Genomic DNA, 16,336 nt, shown 5'->3' on the forward strand with positions numbered 1-16,336 from the left:
TCCTTTATTTAAGGATGCCTCTTTTTTTACATGATATTCTAAATTAGATTTACAATTTACATCATAAACTGTTAAGTGATAATTTTAAAATAATTTATCACTACCTGGGATATGTAAATCAAGTTTTAATTCCTTATTCAGCTTTTTGATGAAATAACTTGCTAAAAGTGGTGATTCCAGTTCGATGTTTTGATGAATGAAAAAATATAGTTTCTGTAGACCTGCTTCCCGCCATTGTTTAATCACCATAACCCAGTCGTCCAATCTGGTGTAATCAGACGGATCATTGGCTCCGACATAGCGAATGAATGCCGATGGAGTAGTTAAATGCATATGTAAGAGGTCGCGTCTTCCTGCTGTGTCAACTAAGACATTTGTAATGTCAAATTCCTCAAGTAACTTGTAAAATGCAGTTGCTGTTTCAACTTTGGAAAACCATTCCTCATTACGAACTTCTACCGCAAGTGGTAGCCCTTTCGGAAATTTAGAGAGAAACTTACGGAGGCGATCCATATCTTTTGGTTTATAGTTATCATGCATTTGTAAGAAGATCATTCCTAACTTTTCTTCAAAGAGAGCGATGTTATCTGTAAATTCCTTTACTTTTTCATCTGTGTTTAATAGACGGCTATAATGACTTATTGATTGCGGTATTTTGGGGAAAAATTTAAAGTCTGTGGGAGTCTTTTTTTTCCAAGTCTCAACTTGCTCTTTTGATGGTGCATTATAAAAGGTTGCATTGAGTTCAATACTGTTAAACTGGCTACTGTAGTAGGGAAGTTCATCTTTCGTTCCTTTCGGATAAAAGCCCTTTAAGTCCGATTTATTCCACTTAGCACATCCGACATAGATGGCAAATGCTTCCTTGTTTTTATTTTTTTTTAATAATTTTAGCGTATCCGGGGAAGTAGGGGGTAACGTAAAATCTATTTCTTGTGGATTTGATACCTGTCCAAATTTCATGTTGTTCCGTTTTATATTGTTTATAAAAAGTGAAGCGAAGCTGCGGATTTAAATAATGTAAACCGATTTTATTTTTATCTAACATCACATGATCTTTTTTGAAGTTGAGCTTACCATTGTGCGCTCGCGATTCTTAATAAATCACATTGAAAGAAGGATAAAATAAGCAGTCTATTTTAATGCAGTTCATCCCAAAGTTCTTGAAATTGTTGTTTCAATTGTGCTAATTCTTGTTCTAATGTTTCAATTCTTTTATGAAGGAGTACCGTATTTTCGGAAAGGGGATGTATTTGCTCAAATTGTTCCAAATCGATATCACCGAGTAAATGTATATATCGCACTTCCTTATGTCCTGGTTGTTTTTCTAATGCTTTTACAAATCCTTCAGATGCTAATTTTTCAAGATGTTCTGTAATGTCTTCTAAGGCTTCAAAATCATACAGACGACCTGAATTTGAGTTTATTTCTCCGGCTGTTAATGGTCCGCGAAGTAGTAGAAGGCAGATGATTGCTAATTCTGATGGAACTAATGGAAATTGTATGGCGAAATTATGTTTATACTTTGTCACACGGCTACCTCCACCTACAACATGCGCGATAAGACCCTTTTTTTTCAGTATGGCTAAGGTATTGATAATAGTTTCATCGGAATATTGTACCACAGGTCTTCGAGCCGTTTTTTGGTTGCAGGCACTTTGGAGACCGTTCAGTGACATCGGGTAATATTCAGGGGTGACCTTTGACTTCTCGATTAAAGAGCCTAATACACGTTGCTCTTCGGCTGATAATTGTGGTTTGGTGCTAAGTTCCATAAATTTAATTAGTTGAAATCAAATATGCTATTTTTTAGAGGGGGAAACAATTATTTTTAAATATTATCCACAATAAAAACCATTAAATATCCTTTTTATTATCTTAGTGAAGTTTTAAATATACAGCTTTGTTAAAGATCGCGTTCCATCCCGAATATATTCATCCTGTACGTGCAGGCCATCGATTTCCGATGGAAAAATATGAATTGATTCCATTACAGCTCTTACACGAAGGGGTAGTGAAAACGGAAAATTTTTTTGAACCTCTACTTGTGTCATTTGAAATTGCTTGTTTAGCGCATGATCCCGACTATGTGCAGACTTTATTTGATCTGACATTAGATCCTAAGATGGTTCGGAGAATTGGTTTTCCTTTAACAAGGAGTCTAGTTGATCGTGAACGTTATTTGGTAGATGGTACGATAAAGTCCGCACTGTATGCACAACAAAATGGTATTTCGTTTAATATTGCAGGTGGAACACATCACGCAGGTTATGATTTTGGAGAAGGCTTTTGTTTATTGAATGATCAAGCCGTGGCCGCTCGTTATTTGCTTAAAAATAAGCTAGCAAAAAAAATTTTAATCATCGACCTCGATGTGCATCAGGGCAACGGAACCGCTCATATATTTCAAGACGACCAAGATGTTTTTACTTTTTCGATTCACGGGGATAAAAATTTTCCATTTATCAAAGAAAGTTCTGATTTGGATCTTCCTGTTTCGGATGGTATAACTGATGATGTATATTTGCAGTTGCTTAGCAAGCATCTGCCGAATCTCTTCAACAAAGTCAAACCAGATTTTGTCTTTTACCAGGCCGGAGTTGATATTCTGGCGACAGATAAATTGGGGAAATTGAAACTTTCTCCAGCAGGCTGTCGATTAAGAGATGAGTTTGTTCTGTTAAATTGTCTGCAATATCAGGTTCCTGTTCAAGTTTGTATGGGGGGAGGATATTCTTTGCATATCAAAGATATTGTTAATGCACATTGCGAAACATTTAAAATCGCTGTCGATTTATATAATTTTTAAAAATAAGATTTAAATAGGAAATATGTTTTTTCATCAAGATGCAACTTTCGATCAACTTTCTATCCATCGTGTAGGCAACAAGTCTCAAGAGGAGTTTTATATATTATCAGAGCAACCTGTTCCACTTGAGAATGACGATGTATTGCCTCCTCTACTTATGCAATATTTTATGAGTCCTTTTGCAAAGGTAAATGAAGTTTATCGCTTATTTCATCCCAATGGAGAGCTGGCGTTAAATGAAATTTATCACTTTACAAAGCAATTCTTTAATGAGCAATTAGCTTTTCATGACTATTCTCAGCAGATAGCAAAACACTTATATGAAGTTTGTATGCACCCGAAGATCAAACCCGGCGAGGTGTATGTGGTTTCATTGAAAAATGTACAGATTGAGGGGGATAATTATGATGCTGTCGGAATTTTTAAGTCTGAGAACAAGGAAACTTATCTAAAAGTATATCCGAATCAAGGTGGTTTTCAATTGGATTATGAGGAAGAAGCAATTAATATTAATAAGTTGGATAAGGGTGTGATCATAGTTAATGTAGAAGAAGAGGAAGGTTATAAGGTGCTGGTTGTCGATCAAACGAATAAAACCGAGGCAGTTTATTGGAAAGATGATTTTCTAAAGATAAAAATTCGTAATGATGATTTTAATCAGACGGGTAACTATTTGAAAGTTTATAAAAACTTTGTAAATGAGAAATTGGATGATATGTTTGAGTTAGAAAAGGCTGATAAGATTGACCTGCTCAATAAATCATTGAATTACTTTAAAGAAAAAGAGACTTTTGATCAAGAGGAATTTGAGGAGGAAGTAATTGGTAATCCTATTGCAGCAACAATGTTTAATGACTTCCGATCTGGATTTGAAGATGAATTTGATTCTCCTTTTCAAAGCAGTTTTGATATCGCTGACAAAGCTGTTAAAAAAATGGAAGCATCTTATAAGACCGTATTAAAGCTGGATAAAAATTTTCATGTTTATTTGCATGGTAAACGAGAATATATTGAAAAGGGATTTGATGAAGAAAAAGGGATGAATTATTACAAGCTATATTTTGAGAATGAGAGCTAATATCTAAACAACGTTTATGCTAAAGAAACCACTTATCTGTTTTGCAATACTGTGTTTTATTACTGCAATAATCACCATTTTGGAAGGAAATACTTTTTTTGTTGAGCATTATTATTCAAGAATGTGGTATCCTTCTTTTTCATATTTACCACAAGCTATTTTTGGTTATTTACCTTTTAGTATTGGGGACTTATTTTACTTTTTTGCTGTTTGTTGCCTTTTACTACTAATCGTTAATGTTGTTAAGTACCTATTTAAAAAAAGGTATGTTTATGCAGGTAGATTCCTAGTATATTTTATTAACGTAATTTTGGGCTTATACTTGTTTTTTTACATAAGCTGGGGGATGAACTATTACCGGATACCCATTGTACAAAATATAGGTTTAAATACAGATAGTCTAAAGTTGGCTGATTATCTTGTTGTCCTGGAAACATGTCTCGATTCGACAAATTTTTTGCGGTCTCAAATAAATCCAAAGCAATGGGAGCATCAGGATGAAAAGATTAAAAGAGAGATGATAGCATTAGTACAGTCGGATACGACTTTTCAATCTTTTCTTTCAACGACTTTAGTTGGTGCAAAGGGTCCCCTTAATAGTCATTGGGTCTCCTATTTTGGTGTGTCAGGATATTTTAATCCTTTTACACATGAAGCACATGTGAATACAGCAATGCCTGTTTTTTCTAGTCCTTTTACGTATGTTCATGAATTGGCTCATCAACAGGGTGTGGGTTTTGAAGACGAAGCTAATTTTATCGCCTATGTGCGATTGAAAAATCATCCAGAGCTTTTTTACCGCTATTCCAGCTATTTACAAACAACATCATACATGCTACAGGAGCTGAGGGGAATAGATGAGGAATTGTTTGCTACTTATAAAAAACGGCTTTCCCAACTTGTAATAGATGATCTGAAGGAGGAAGCTACTTTTTGGAGCAATTATACTGGCTGGACTAATAAAGTCTTTGGTATCTTCTATAATGGCTATTTGAAGCATAATAATCAAAAGGAGGGTATGGCCCGCTATGATAGAATGACGAGACTTGTCGTAGCTTATGAATTAAAGCTTAAAGGATGCCTTTAAAATAATATTAAATAAGAAAAAGCGAGCATTGCTCGCTTTTTCTTATTTAATCGTTATAATCTCAGTCTTGCCATCTGTTCCCGGGCTACCGGAATAGATCTGACCTTGAGGAAGTCCTCTCAAGCCAGCTGGAGCTTGTCTCACGCGATCATAAATAGATCTTAAATCGCTGGTTGCATTGACATTTTTACCACCACCTTCATTTGCAATCTGCAAATAATTAGGTTGTTTTTTATTTTCTCTTTGCGGTACAATGCTATTTTCTGAAAGTGTTAATTTAACATTTCCACCATTTCCATTTGGAAATGTTTTTGTTCCATTAAAGGCATTATCTCCTTTCGCTATAATATACAGCGACCCTAATTTTTGAATATTAGCTTGAATATCAAAATTGGAACCGTTATTTTTTCCATCTGTCCCTGAAATAGAAGCATTATTACCTATAATGGCGTGACCAACATTTAGAATGACATTTTTGTTTGCGTAAAACATCAAAGAAGCTTTATCGCCCATTATCAACGTGTCAATATGCAAATTAATCGTCGAGTCTGAGGATTTGGTATTGTAGACTTTTTTAGCCTTTTTCCCAATTTCTAATTTGCTGATGTGCTCAACATTACTTTGTGCATATGACTGAAATCCCAAAAAAGCAAGGGCAAAAATTGTAATTATTTTTTTCATGGCTATTTGTTTTTTATGTTAAACAACATCTGTTTGACGAATAGCGTTTTTGAAGGTTTAATGCGCTACTTCAAATACTGAACAATTAATTTAGCGGTTTTGTTTGATGCTCCTGGTTCTCCTAGTTTTTGGGCCAATGTTTCATAATTTTCCATTACACTTGCCCGGTAATCTGCTTTATTGATCAATTGATCTAGCTCTTGTGCAATATCGTAAGTGGTACAATCGTCTTGAATCAATTCTCTTACAGACAAGAAGTCATTAATTAAATTGACCAGCGAAATGAATTTTACTTTAATGACCTGTTTAGCAATCCATATGGATAGTGCATTGGCCTTATAAACAACGACTTGAGGTACTTTAAGGATTCCAGTCTCTAATGTTGCTGTCCCACTTGTTACGACTGCTGCTTCGGCATGTTTTAATAAATCGTAAGTAGCATTAAATACAATTGGTATATTTTGATCACCAATGTATCGCTGGTAGTATGATTTATCAAAATTTGGTGCTCCCGCAATTACAAATTGATGCATTGGAAAGAGGTAGGTTAAATTTGCCATAACCGGTAATAACTTTTCTATTTCCATTTTACGGCTACCAGGCAACAATGCGATGATTGGCCGTTCGCTGAGCTGTTGTTCAGTAATGAAATTAGGATTGAATTTGTAAGATGAAATGGCATCTAGTAATGGATTTCCAACATAGTCAACGGGCATTTTCCATTTTTTATAAAAATCGACTTCAAAGGGAAGGATACAGAACATGTGATCGACGACACGTTTAATTTTAATCACACGTTTTTGATTCCATGCCCATACTTTTGGAGAAATATAGTAACATGTTTTTATACCTTTTTTCTTGGCAAAATCTGCGATTTTTAAGTTAAAGCCAGGGAAATCAATTAAAATGACACAATCAGGCTTTTCTTTAATAATATCTTCTTTTACCTTTTTTAGATTTTTTGAAATGGTACCTAAGTTTTTTAATACTTCGACAAAGCCCATAAAGGCCATTTGCGAAGTGTGTATTAGGGCTTTTTGATCAGCAGATTCTTCCATCTGCGTGCCGCCTACGATTTTGAAGGTAGCGTCTGGATCTTCGACTTTTAATGCGTTGATCAAGTTTGCACCATGTAAATCTCCGGAAGATTCGCCTGCTATAAGATAATATTTCATTTGCTCGATTCTATTCAATAATAGGGTTAAACTTAGATAATTTTGCTTAGATCCGCAATATTATTGCGCTTATATAAAAGTAATGATATTGGATTTCTCGTTTTATGGATATAGTATGGGTGATTCATTTTTTGATGATGATTGCGCATTTCTAATGAAGAAAGTTACAAGTTCCTTTTATAATAGATGATTATCACGCAGTTTTTCCATAATTAATGTGTTCATAATTAGACTTTAGCTAATTTTCAGATAAATGTTTTATATTTAATTGAGATTTAGCATGTATAGATCTTAAATATTACTTTTGTACTATGGATAGATTTTTAGCACTTATTCGAAACAAATATTTTTTAGCTGGTATAGCTTTTACTGTTTGGATGTGTTTTTTTGATCGTAATGATTTTGCAACACAATATAGTTACCAGCATCAAAAAAGTAATTTGGAGAGAGAGAAAGCGTTTTACGAGAAAGAAAATGAGAGTATTATTGAAACCATAACAGACATCCGCTCTGATCAACGAGAAGTGCAAAGGATAGCTCGTGAAAAATATAAAATGAAGAAAGAAAATGAGGATGTTTATATTGTAACCGAGGTAGAACCAAAAGAAGAAAATTAAATCCAAGTTTCCTTTTTTTAGGATATTGAATTAATAGAATAACATAAAAAAGGCTGCCTTTTTGGACTGCCCCCAAAATATTGGACAAATTTAGTTAATTAGATTTGTAATAATGAGCTCGATATTCTGTCGGGCTCATTCCATTTAAATTTAGTTTTATCCGTTGATTATTGTAATAGGAGATATAATCTTCTATTTCGCTTTTTAACTTCTCTGTTGATTCGTATTGTTTTAGATAAAACAGTTCTGATTTTAAAATTCCGAAGAAATTTTCAATTACGGCATTATCAAGGCAATTTCCTTTTCTGGACATGCTTTGAGTGATTCCGTTTTCTTTGAGCCACTGTTGATATTTAGGCATTTGGTATTGCCAGCCCTGATCTGAATGTAAAAGCAGTTGTGATGCCCCCCTTGCTTTGGGAAGTGCCTTTTTGAGCATATCCATTACCCCTTTAAAGACCGGCCTGTCAGTAATTTCATAACTTATAACTTCCTGATTGAACAGATCAATTATTGGGGAGAGATACAGCTTTTTTTCCTTGACTTTGAACTCAGTAATATCCGTGGCCCATTTTTGCAAAGGCCCCTCAGCCTGGAATTTCCTGTTGAGGATATTGGGGGCGATCTTGCCCGGTTCACCCCGGTATGACCTGTATTTCTTTATCCTGATCAGACTCTTCAAACCCATTTCCCTCATTAATCTAAGAATGGTCTTATGATTGATATCCACTCCATCCCGTTTGAGCTGCAGGGTAATGCGGCGATAGCCAAAGCGGCCCTTATGTACATGGTAAACTTTGTTGATTTGCGCTTTGACCTGTTCGTATTTATCTGCTTGTCCCCCCTTCTTGGAATGATAATAGAAAGTACTTCTTGCCATTTTAACGCAACTCAGCAGGATATCAAGATCAAATTGATGCCTTAGCTCCATTATGGCTTTCGCTTGTTTTCGGCTTGAGCTAAGGCGCTGAGTTTTTTTAGCAGGGCATTTTCTGCACGTAAATACTCATTCTCCTGCAAAAGTTCCTCTTCACGCGTGAGCGCTTTATTCGTTTTTCTAACTTTTCGCTTGATCTGCGGATTTGCTTTCTTTGTCATCAAGGGTCTTCCTTTTGGCCGTGCCTCCAATCCTTCTGGACCGAACTTGTCCAGCCTTTTCTGCCATTCAATGATATGGGCATCCGAGGAAAGGTCAAAGCGTACACGGGCTTCTTTCAAAGATAAACTTTCTTCTCGGATTGCGGTAAGGACAGAAAGCTTAAAAGAAGCACTAAAGTGTCTTTTCCCTTTCCTGGGAAGTAGCCCCGATTCTCCCTGATACTTATATATTCTGTACCAGGTCTCAAACAAAGAATACGTAATCCCGAATTCTTCTCCCAAAGACTTTGCAGAACGAAAATGCCCATCCATTTGTCTAACACAGCTCAACTTAAATTCAAAACTGTGCTTGTTTTTCTTATTCATAAAAATGCCCCCAGAAAGTGTCTAACTTTTTGGGGGCACTGCAGATCGAAACAGCCTTTTTTATGTTATTCTTCTATCTTATGCTCTGCGGCATATTCTTTTCTTATTTTCGAATGTTTTTTGCTATAAACAAAGTAGATTATTACACCGATCAACATCCAGATGCCTAGTCGTTCCCAAGATTCAATAGGTAATGATGCCATCATTAATACACAGACTAAAATACCGAGTATTGGAATAAGCGGTACAAATGGTGTTTTAAATGGACGTTCCAGGTTTGGTTCAGTTTTCCGTAATACAAGTATCCCTATACACACTAATGTAAATGCAAATAAGGTACCAATACTGACCATGTGGCCTAAATCGGATACGGGCACAAATCCGGCAAAAATACTTACAAATACCATGAAAATTAAATTTGTTTTCCATGGAGTCTGTCTTTTTGATAGATCTGAAAATATTCGAGGTAATAGACCATCTTTACTCATTGAATAAAATACACGGCTTTGTCCTAAAAGCATGACCAAAATTACAGATGTATATCCAGCGATAATCGTTACGATTAAAGCTGTGTTTAAGAAGGTATAACCTGTTTTTGCAAATGCAGTGGCAACAGGTTTGGCGTCACCTTTAAACTCAGTGTAAGGTGCTAATCCAGTCAATACATATGAAAACAATACATATAGTAAGGTACAGATAATCAAAGAACCAATAATACCGATTGGCATTCCTTTTTTAGGGTTTTTAGCTTCTTGCGCAGCAGTACTAACGGCATCAAAACCGATAAAAGCAAAAAATACAACTCCAGCCGCTCTCAGGATACCGCTAAAACCAAAATGACCAAAATCATCGCTACCCAGAAAACTCCAGAAGCTTAACTGGCCACTTTTCACCATTTCTTCTCCATGATTGACAGGTATAAAAGGTGTGTGATTCGCTGGATCTATGAATCCCCAACCCAATACAATGAAAATTAGAACTACAGCAACTTTTAGAATAACTAAAATGTTATTTACAAAAGAAGATTCTTCTGTACCGCGCATTAAAAGTAGTGATAGTAAACAAACAATGATGATTGCAGGGACATTGACAATACCACCTTCCCAAGGACCATGTAGAAATTGAGTTGGAATTTCGACGCCTAATGTTAAGAGAAGTTGATTGAAGTATTGGGACCAACTAACAGATACCGTAGCTGCTGCCAAAGCATATTCTAAGACTAGATCCCATCCAATTATCCACGCCATAAATTCACCCATCGTAGCATATGAATAGGTATAAGCAGATCCAGCAACCGGGATCATCGATGCAAATTCTGCATAACATAAACCTGCAAAACCACAGCCTACAGCCGCAATAATAAAAGAGAGTACTACAGCAGGACCAGCATGGTCGGCCGCCGCTATACCTGTCAGTGAAAATAAGCCTGCACCTATAATGGCACCTACTCCTAATGCAATAAGTCCAGAACTGGAGAGTGTACGTTTTAATGTACCTTGGCCATTTAGCTCTGCTTCTGCGATTAATTTGCTAATCGATTTTTTAAAAAGCATAAATATATTTTAAGTGGGTTGTTTTTTAATGTTTATTGATTGTCTTTTCAAAGTCAAATATAGTTTATTATATGAAAAAAGAGGAAGTTTTTTTTGTTTCTGTTCTTGATATAATGATAATTAATGTTTATAAAGCTGTTGTAAAGTATTTTTACATAGCCTAACTTATTTAAACTTGTTCAAAATAAAAAGAAAGAAATTTTTAAATAAAGTATGGGGAGTTTGAACGCAGAATGGTAAAGAATCTGCGCGATAATGATTCAATGTTCGTATAAAGGCTATAAAAATGAAAAAGCTTTAAACCTTATATGTGAAATATTTTGGTTTAAAGCTTTTTTGAACTTATAATAAAGTTGAATTTACTATTTTCCTTTTTTCGTGTTGTATTTTTTGTAGGCATCTATAATATACAGCTTAACATCTTCTGCTGAGGCTTGCTCAATGAATTTGTAAGTCGGTCTGTATTGCTCTTTGAAAAGTGCCAAATCTGGATTTTTTAGAGGCGTTACGGATTGGATTAAGTCATCTGTGAATTTACGATCGATAGCTCTTTTATGTTGCTCCTCTACTAAAAGTTTGTAGTTTTGACGTGCTCTTTTTCCTTCTTTACTAAATAGTCGAGAAGGAGAGAGACGGATACCGCCACGTTGTTGACCAACATCAGAGTATTTTCCAGCGATTTTTGTTGCATTGATTTCTGCAATTAATCTACTATCTGTCATTCTTTCAATATAGACTTCATTTAGTTCAATTACTGAATTTAATCTATTTAGATAGACTCTTTTAACACCATAATCATAGACAAAAACAGTGTCTTTTTCATATCCGGTAGCCTCTATCGCTAAATAATCATTCAATTGAGCATCAATGATAAAATTGCCTTCTTGATCTGTTTGCACAATTTTATTTGTACGGGTATTTTTGATAGAAACTCCTTCAATTTTTTGACTACTGACCAATTCCATGGCAATTCCTTTTATTTTTTCCTGCGCTTTGAGATTGCTGAAGATACTGGTAATTCCCAGAAGTGTCAATATGCTTAAACTATGTATGAATGCTGTTTTCATTTTTCCTTTTTATATAACCAAAAATACATAAATATAAGTAGTAATGTATTTAAAAGAAATTATTTTAATAAAAAAATCTCATATATGATTGTATATGAGATTTTCTGTTTTTTATTTTGCTGTCCAGATATTGTTTTCCGGAACATGGTCTGGAAAAACTTTATCAGGATCTAATTGAACTGATATTAAAGGTTCTTTTGAATCTATTTTGAAGTCAAAAGATTGGTTTCTTTCCCAAACTTCTACAGGTAATTTTTTTCGAATTTTCTTTCCTGATACTGTTGTGGCTTCAACTACTACAGGCATAGGAAGTTTTTCTAAATTTTGAACCGTAATAACGGAACCTAATTTAGGGTCATTTTTTATGTATGTTACTTTATTGATTGCCTGATCAAGACGCCAGTTGTTTAGAAACCAACCGCGCCAAAACCAATTTAAGTTTTCCCCTGTCCCATTTTCCATTGAACGGAAAAAATCTTCTGGTGTCGGATGTTTATAGGCCCAATCAGAAATGTATTTTTTGAATGCATAATCAAAACGTTCTGCGCCAATAATTTCATTTCTTAATAATTTGAGACCATAAGCAGGTTTATAGTAAAGCAATATACCAATATTGCGTTCATCCATGCTTTGCGGTGTATTCATTATCGCTTCTAAGCGTGGATCTGTAAATCGGACTGCTTGACTGTTTGGATCCCCAACTTGTTTAAAATATTCACCGTTATTGAAACTTTCGGTTGCAATTTCATTTATGAAAGAGTTGAATCCTTCATCCATCCAGCCAAATTCTCTTTCGTTGCTGGATACGATCATTGGAAACCAGTTATGGCCAAATTCATGATTGGTTACCCCCCATAAGGATCCAGCTCGTGCTTTATTGCCACAAAAAGATAATGCAGGGTATTCCATACCTCCAACATTGGAAGCTACGTTGACAGCTACAGGATAGGGATAATCAAACCATTTGTTGGAGTAATGTTCAATGGCCGCTTTGGTATACTCGGTAGAACGTTCCCAGGCATTATTACCATTACTTTCTTCTGGGTAAGCAGAAATAGCAAGTGATTTTTTTCCATTGACCAAATTAATTCTCGCTGCATCCAATATAAAAGAAGAGGAAGAAGCCCATGCAATATCTTGCGCATTATTTAAAATGTATTTCCACGTTAGGCTTTTCTTATTTGGTCTTGAGTTTGCTTGAGCGACCTCTTGTGCAGAACGTATGATGACTGTCTGGTCACTATTTTTGGCATTTTCATAGCGTTTAAACTGTTCTGCCGTAAATACCTCTTGTGGGTTCTGAAGTTCTCCCCCCAAAACTACAATGTGATTCGCGGGAGCCGTTATCTGTACCTGATAATTACCAAATTCACGATAAAATTCGCCAGGCCCCGTATAAGGTATTGTATTCCATCCTCGAATGTTGTCATAAACGCACACTCTAGGGAACCATTGTGCGATGGCAAAAACATTACCTTTGGCGGCTTTTAGTATTCCCGTTCTATCGGCACCATACTCTGGTATTGTGTATGAATATTGTATTTTAAATCCCGTTTTACCACCTTTTGCTGCTAAGGCTTGAGTTAGCCTAATTTGCATGCGTGTATCGGTGATGATATAATCAACCGGTTTACCAGTTAGATCGGTGACAGAAGATATCGTATAGCCACCATCAAAACTTGCGTTAGCATCACCATATCTACTTTTTGTTAATGGAGATATGGCTTGACCTCGACCTTCTTTGGAGAACATATTTTGGTCTAACTGAAGCCATACATAGTCCAGCTGATCTGGACTATTATTGCTATAATTTATTTCAACATTTCCAGCAATTGTATTTTCTCGATCGTCTAATGTTGCTGTAATTTTATAGTCAGCATTGTTTTGCCAGTAAGCTGGTCCTGGTTTTCCACTTGCTGAGCGAAATTCATCACCATTATTATTAAAAAATAAAGGAGCAAATGCTTCAGTATAACTATAATTGCTTTTTTGTTGAGCAAAACTTGGAGTTGATAATGATAAGGACAGAATACTTATTGACAATAAGGGTAATCTTTTCATACTTAATTGTAGGGATTGTTCTGCCTAAATATAGTATGAAAAGATGTATTGTTAAATTTTTTCGAAGAAATAGTCGGATTGTAACGATTATTTTAGAGAGGAAGCGTATTCTAGTTCATCGAAACCGAGCAAAATTTGCTTTCCTCCTTCAATTACAGGTCTTTTAATCATACTTGTGTTTTTGATCAGAACTTGGTTAGCGGTGTGTGCATCTGTAACGGTCGCTTGTTCTTCTACATCAAGTTTTTTCCATGTGGTTCCTTTTTTATTCAGCAGTTTTTCCCAACTGATTTCTTTTTCCCATTCCTCGAGTTTATTTTCAGAGATGCCTTCCTTTTTATAGTCGTGAAATGTATAAGGCAATTGATGTTCTTCTAACCAATTGATCGCTTTTTTCACTGTGTTGCAGTTTTTGATTCCGTATACGTGTAACATATTTGTTCTATATTTTAATTCAAACTTAGAGAAATTGTAATTGATATCCAATATCGTATAGGTGAATATTAAATTATAGATGCTATTGGGTAAACTTCTTTATTTAGTGAGCATGGATCATTGTGTTAGTGTAAGAAGTACACTTTATAAATTATGTAGAACAATATTTTTTTTTTAACTTAGTCCATAAATAGTGAGATTATAAATAACAAAAGCAAATTATAATATGAGCCTAAAAGATTTTAAAGGTGTATTGACGGGAGATCAAGTACAAGAATTGTTTGAATTAGCAAAAACGCACAAATTCGCATTACCAGCTGTTAACGTAACTGGTACAAACTCGATTAATGCTGTTATGGAAACTGCAAAAGCGGTTAACTCACCAGTGATTATTCAATTGTCAAATGGTGGAGCACAATTTTATGCTGGTAAAACGTTAAATAATGATGGATTAAAGGCATGTATTCTAGGTGCTGTAGCTGCTGCTCAACACGTTCATTTATTAGCAGAGCACTATGGTGTTGCAGTTATTTTGCATACAGACCATGCTGCTAAGAAATTATTACCTTGGATCGATGGTTTATTAGATGCTGGTGAGAAGTTTTTCGCACAACACGGTAAACCATTATTCTCTTCTCATATGTTAGATTTGTCTGAAGAGCCAATTGAAGAAAATATTGAGATTTCGGCAAAATACTTAGCACGTATGAAGCCGCTTGGAATGACTGTTGAAATCGAATTGGGTGTAACAGGTGGTGAAGAAGATGGTGTAGATAATTCTGATGTTGATAGTTCAAAATTATATACACAACCGGAAGAGGTAGCTTATGCTTATGAAGAATTATCAAAGGTGTCTGATAAATTTACTGTAGCAGCAGCTTTTGGTAATGTACACGGAGTATATAAGCCGGGAAATGTAAAATTACAACCTGTTATTTTACATAACTCACAAGAATTCATTCGCGAGAAATTTAATTTAACTGCTGATAAACCTGTTAATTTTGTTTTCCACGGTGGTTCGGGTTCAACTCCTGAGGAGATTGCAGAAGCAATTTCATATGGTGCAATCAAAATGAACATCGATACAGATATGCAATGGGCTATGTGGGATGGTGTTCGTGAGTATGAAGCTAAAAACCATGATTATTTACAAGGTCAAATCGGTAATCCTGAAGGAGCTGATTCTCCAAATAAAAAATACTACGATCCCCGCGTTTGGTTACGTAAGGGAGAAGAAGCTTTCGTTACACGTTTGAAACAAGCTTTCCAAGAATTGAATGCAATTGATGTTAATAGCAAGTTATAATATCGATTGAGTCTACATTTAAGTAGTACTAAAAGCGTATGAGGTAATTTCACTTCGTACGCTTTTTTGTTGGGGCTGTGTTTTTTATTTAATTTTGTTAAAATCTGCTAAATTTTATCTTAAAGTCAGGAATGGTGCATATTTTGCAGGATAGTTATACGAATAGAATATATTGATATGAAAAAATTAGGATTAGGTGCTATTTTATTTTTTATTGCGCAATTAGGTATTGCTCAGACAAAGCAGAACGTGGGTACGTTTAATTCGGTAGATGTTACTGATAAAATTCAGGTTGAATTAATTCATGGGAATTCCAATGAGGTTGTGACGGAAGGGGCTAATTCTGAGAATATCCAAGTTATCAACAAAAACGGTGCATTACGTATTAAAATGAATACTTTAAATGCGCTTCAAGGAAATAATATCAGTGTTAAGGTATACTATCAATCTTTGAATAGTTTATCTGCCAAAAAAGGAGCGAAGATCGTTAATAGAGAAAAAGAGAAAATAGTAGCCGATCAATTAAATGTTTCCGCAGCAGAGGGTGGTTTAGTGGTTGTTTATGTGGAGGCTAAAAAGGTAGATGTTAAGCCTACTTCAGGTTCGACAATTTCACTTATTGGAAAAAGTATCACACAAGATGTTGTGTCTAATTTCGGCGGTAAATATGAAGGTAAAGAATTGATAACAGATGTTACCAATGTTACGGTCAATGGCGGTGGTCAAGCAGAGGTATATGCAAAAGATTCTATTGTCGCTAAAACGCGTGCGGGTGGCGTTATTGAAGTTTATGGCAAACCTGCACATAAATCTGAGAAGAAATTGGCTGGCGGAATAATTAATTATAAATAATCTACCATAGTAGATTAAAAAAGCACTTAATTTTTTAAGTGCTTTTTTTTAATGATTGTCCCGTCCTGAAATAAGTTGACATCTAACTCAGCTTATTATGAAAAAAGAACTAAAGAACAATTTACGACGGAGTCAGCGAGATTATAGCCTA

At 35.2% G+C, this 16,336-nt stretch carries 16 protein-coding genes; 6 read left to right on the forward strand and 10 right to left on the reverse strand.

Going from position 1 to position 16,336, the window contains the following annotated elements:
* Window positions 1-84: 84 nt before the first annotated feature.
* Both EDF66_RS14060 and EDF66_RS14065 read right to left on the reverse strand, forming a co-directional pair.
* Window positions 85-963 carry a DUF72 domain-containing protein gene (locus EDF66_RS14060; protein ID WP_132843392.1) on the reverse strand — a complete coding sequence of 293 codons (879 nt, stop codon included), beginning with the start codon at window positions 961-963 and terminating at the stop codon, window positions 85-87.
* A 176-nt stretch (window positions 964-1,139) separates the two neighbouring features.
* A complete protein-coding gene (locus EDF66_RS14065) occupies window positions 1,140-1,775 on the reverse strand; it encodes a YceH family protein (protein ID WP_132843394.1) in 636 nt (211 codons plus the stop codon).
* Between the two features lie 128 nt (window positions 1,776-1,903).
* Between EDF66_RS14065 and EDF66_RS14070 the strand changes: the two genes are divergently transcribed.
* The 3 genes from EDF66_RS14070 (at window position 1,904) to EDF66_RS14080 (ending at window position 4,974) form a co-directional block, all read left to right on the forward strand.
* Window positions 1,904-2,809, forward strand: a complete 906-nt coding sequence (locus EDF66_RS14070; RefSeq protein WP_243656049.1) for a histone deacetylase — start codon at window positions 1,904-1,906, stop codon at window positions 2,807-2,809.
* 22 nt (window positions 2,810-2,831) lie between these two features.
* On the forward strand, window positions 2,832-3,887 hold the full coding sequence (locus tag EDF66_RS14075; protein WP_132843396.1) for a nucleoid-associated protein: 1,056 nt from the start codon (window positions 2,832-2,834) through the stop codon (window positions 3,885-3,887).
* Between the two features lie 121 nt (window positions 3,888-4,008).
* Entirely contained in the window at window positions 4,009-4,974 is a 966-nt protein-coding gene (locus tag EDF66_RS14080) for a DUF3810 domain-containing protein (RefSeq protein WP_243656051.1), read from the forward strand.
* Window positions 4,975-5,016: 42 nt separating this feature from the next.
* On the opposite strand, the gene EDF66_RS14085 is transcribed toward EDF66_RS14080, so the two are convergent.
* Both EDF66_RS14085 and lpxB read right to left on the reverse strand, forming a co-directional pair.
* Complete coding sequence (locus tag EDF66_RS14085; RefSeq protein WP_021192283.1) at window positions 5,017-5,655, reverse strand: hypothetical protein; 639 nt, start codon at window positions 5,653-5,655, stop codon at window positions 5,017-5,019.
* Between the two features lie 65 nt (window positions 5,656-5,720).
* Entirely contained in the window at window positions 5,721-6,830 is a 1,110-nt protein-coding gene (gene lpxB / locus EDF66_RS14090) for a lipid-A-disaccharide synthase (protein ID WP_132843400.1), read from the reverse strand.
* A gap of 311 nt (window positions 6,831-7,141) precedes the next feature.
* On the opposite strand from lpxB, the gene EDF66_RS14095 reads away from it, so the two are divergent.
* Window positions 7,142-7,447, forward strand: a complete 306-nt coding sequence (locus tag EDF66_RS14095) for an FtsB family cell division protein (RefSeq protein ID WP_132772861.1) — start codon at window positions 7,142-7,144, stop codon at window positions 7,445-7,447.
* A gap of 94 nt (window positions 7,448-7,541) precedes the next feature.
* Here EDF66_RS14095 and EDF66_RS14100 read toward each other — a convergent pair whose 3' ends face one another.
* The 6 genes from EDF66_RS14100 to EDF66_RS14125 form a co-directional block, all read right to left on the reverse strand.
* Window positions 7,542-8,378, reverse strand: a complete 837-nt coding sequence (locus EDF66_RS14100; protein WP_243656050.1) for an IS3 family transposase — start codon at window positions 8,376-8,378, stop codon at window positions 7,542-7,544.
* Window positions 8,378-8,875 carry a helix-turn-helix domain-containing protein gene (locus tag EDF66_RS14105; RefSeq protein WP_165902448.1) on the reverse strand — a complete coding sequence of 166 codons (498 nt, stop codon included), beginning with the start codon at window positions 8,873-8,875 and terminating at the stop codon, window positions 8,378-8,380. The genes EDF66_RS14100 and EDF66_RS14105 overlap by 1 nt, the downstream gene beginning before the upstream one ends.
* Window positions 8,876-8,976: 101 nt before the next feature.
* Window positions 8,977-10,464: an amino acid permease gene (locus EDF66_RS14110; RefSeq protein ID WP_132843405.1), complete on the reverse strand. Its 1,488-nt coding sequence runs from the start codon at window positions 10,462-10,464 to the stop codon at window positions 8,977-8,979.
* Window positions 10,465-10,826: 362 nt separating this feature from the next.
* Window positions 10,827-11,531, reverse strand: a complete 705-nt coding sequence (locus EDF66_RS14115) for a hypothetical protein (RefSeq protein ID WP_021192278.1) — start codon at window positions 11,529-11,531, stop codon at window positions 10,827-10,829.
* A 111-nt stretch (window positions 11,532-11,642) separates the two neighbouring features.
* Window positions 11,643-13,592 carry a M1 family metallopeptidase gene (locus EDF66_RS14120; protein WP_132843407.1) on the reverse strand — a complete coding sequence of 650 codons (1,950 nt, stop codon included), beginning with the start codon at window positions 13,590-13,592 and terminating at the stop codon, window positions 11,643-11,645.
* A gap of 87 nt (window positions 13,593-13,679) precedes the next feature.
* Complete coding sequence (locus EDF66_RS14125; protein ID WP_021192277.1) at window positions 13,680-14,027, reverse strand: ArsC family reductase; 348 nt, start codon at window positions 14,025-14,027, stop codon at window positions 13,680-13,682.
* Window positions 14,028-14,253: 226 nt separating this feature from the next.
* On the opposite strand from EDF66_RS14125, the gene fbaA reads away from it, so the two are divergent.
* Window positions 14,254-15,333 (forward strand): class II fructose-bisphosphate aldolase, encoded by a 1,080-nt coding sequence (gene fbaA, locus EDF66_RS14130; RefSeq protein WP_021192276.1) that lies wholly within the window; start codon window positions 14,254-14,256, stop codon window positions 15,331-15,333.
* 177 nt (window positions 15,334-15,510) lie between these two features.
* Window positions 15,511-16,185: a head GIN domain-containing protein gene (locus tag EDF66_RS14135; protein WP_132772856.1), complete on the forward strand. Its 675-nt coding sequence runs from the start codon at window positions 15,511-15,513 to the stop codon at window positions 16,183-16,185.
* The last annotated feature ends 151 nt before the right edge of the window (window positions 16,186-16,336 follow it).

It is taken from the genome of Sphingobacterium sp. JUb20 (assembly GCF_004342035.1).
GTDB classification, from domain to species: Bacteria; Bacteroidota; Bacteroidia; order Sphingobacteriales; family Sphingobacteriaceae; genus Sphingobacterium; species Sphingobacterium anhuiense.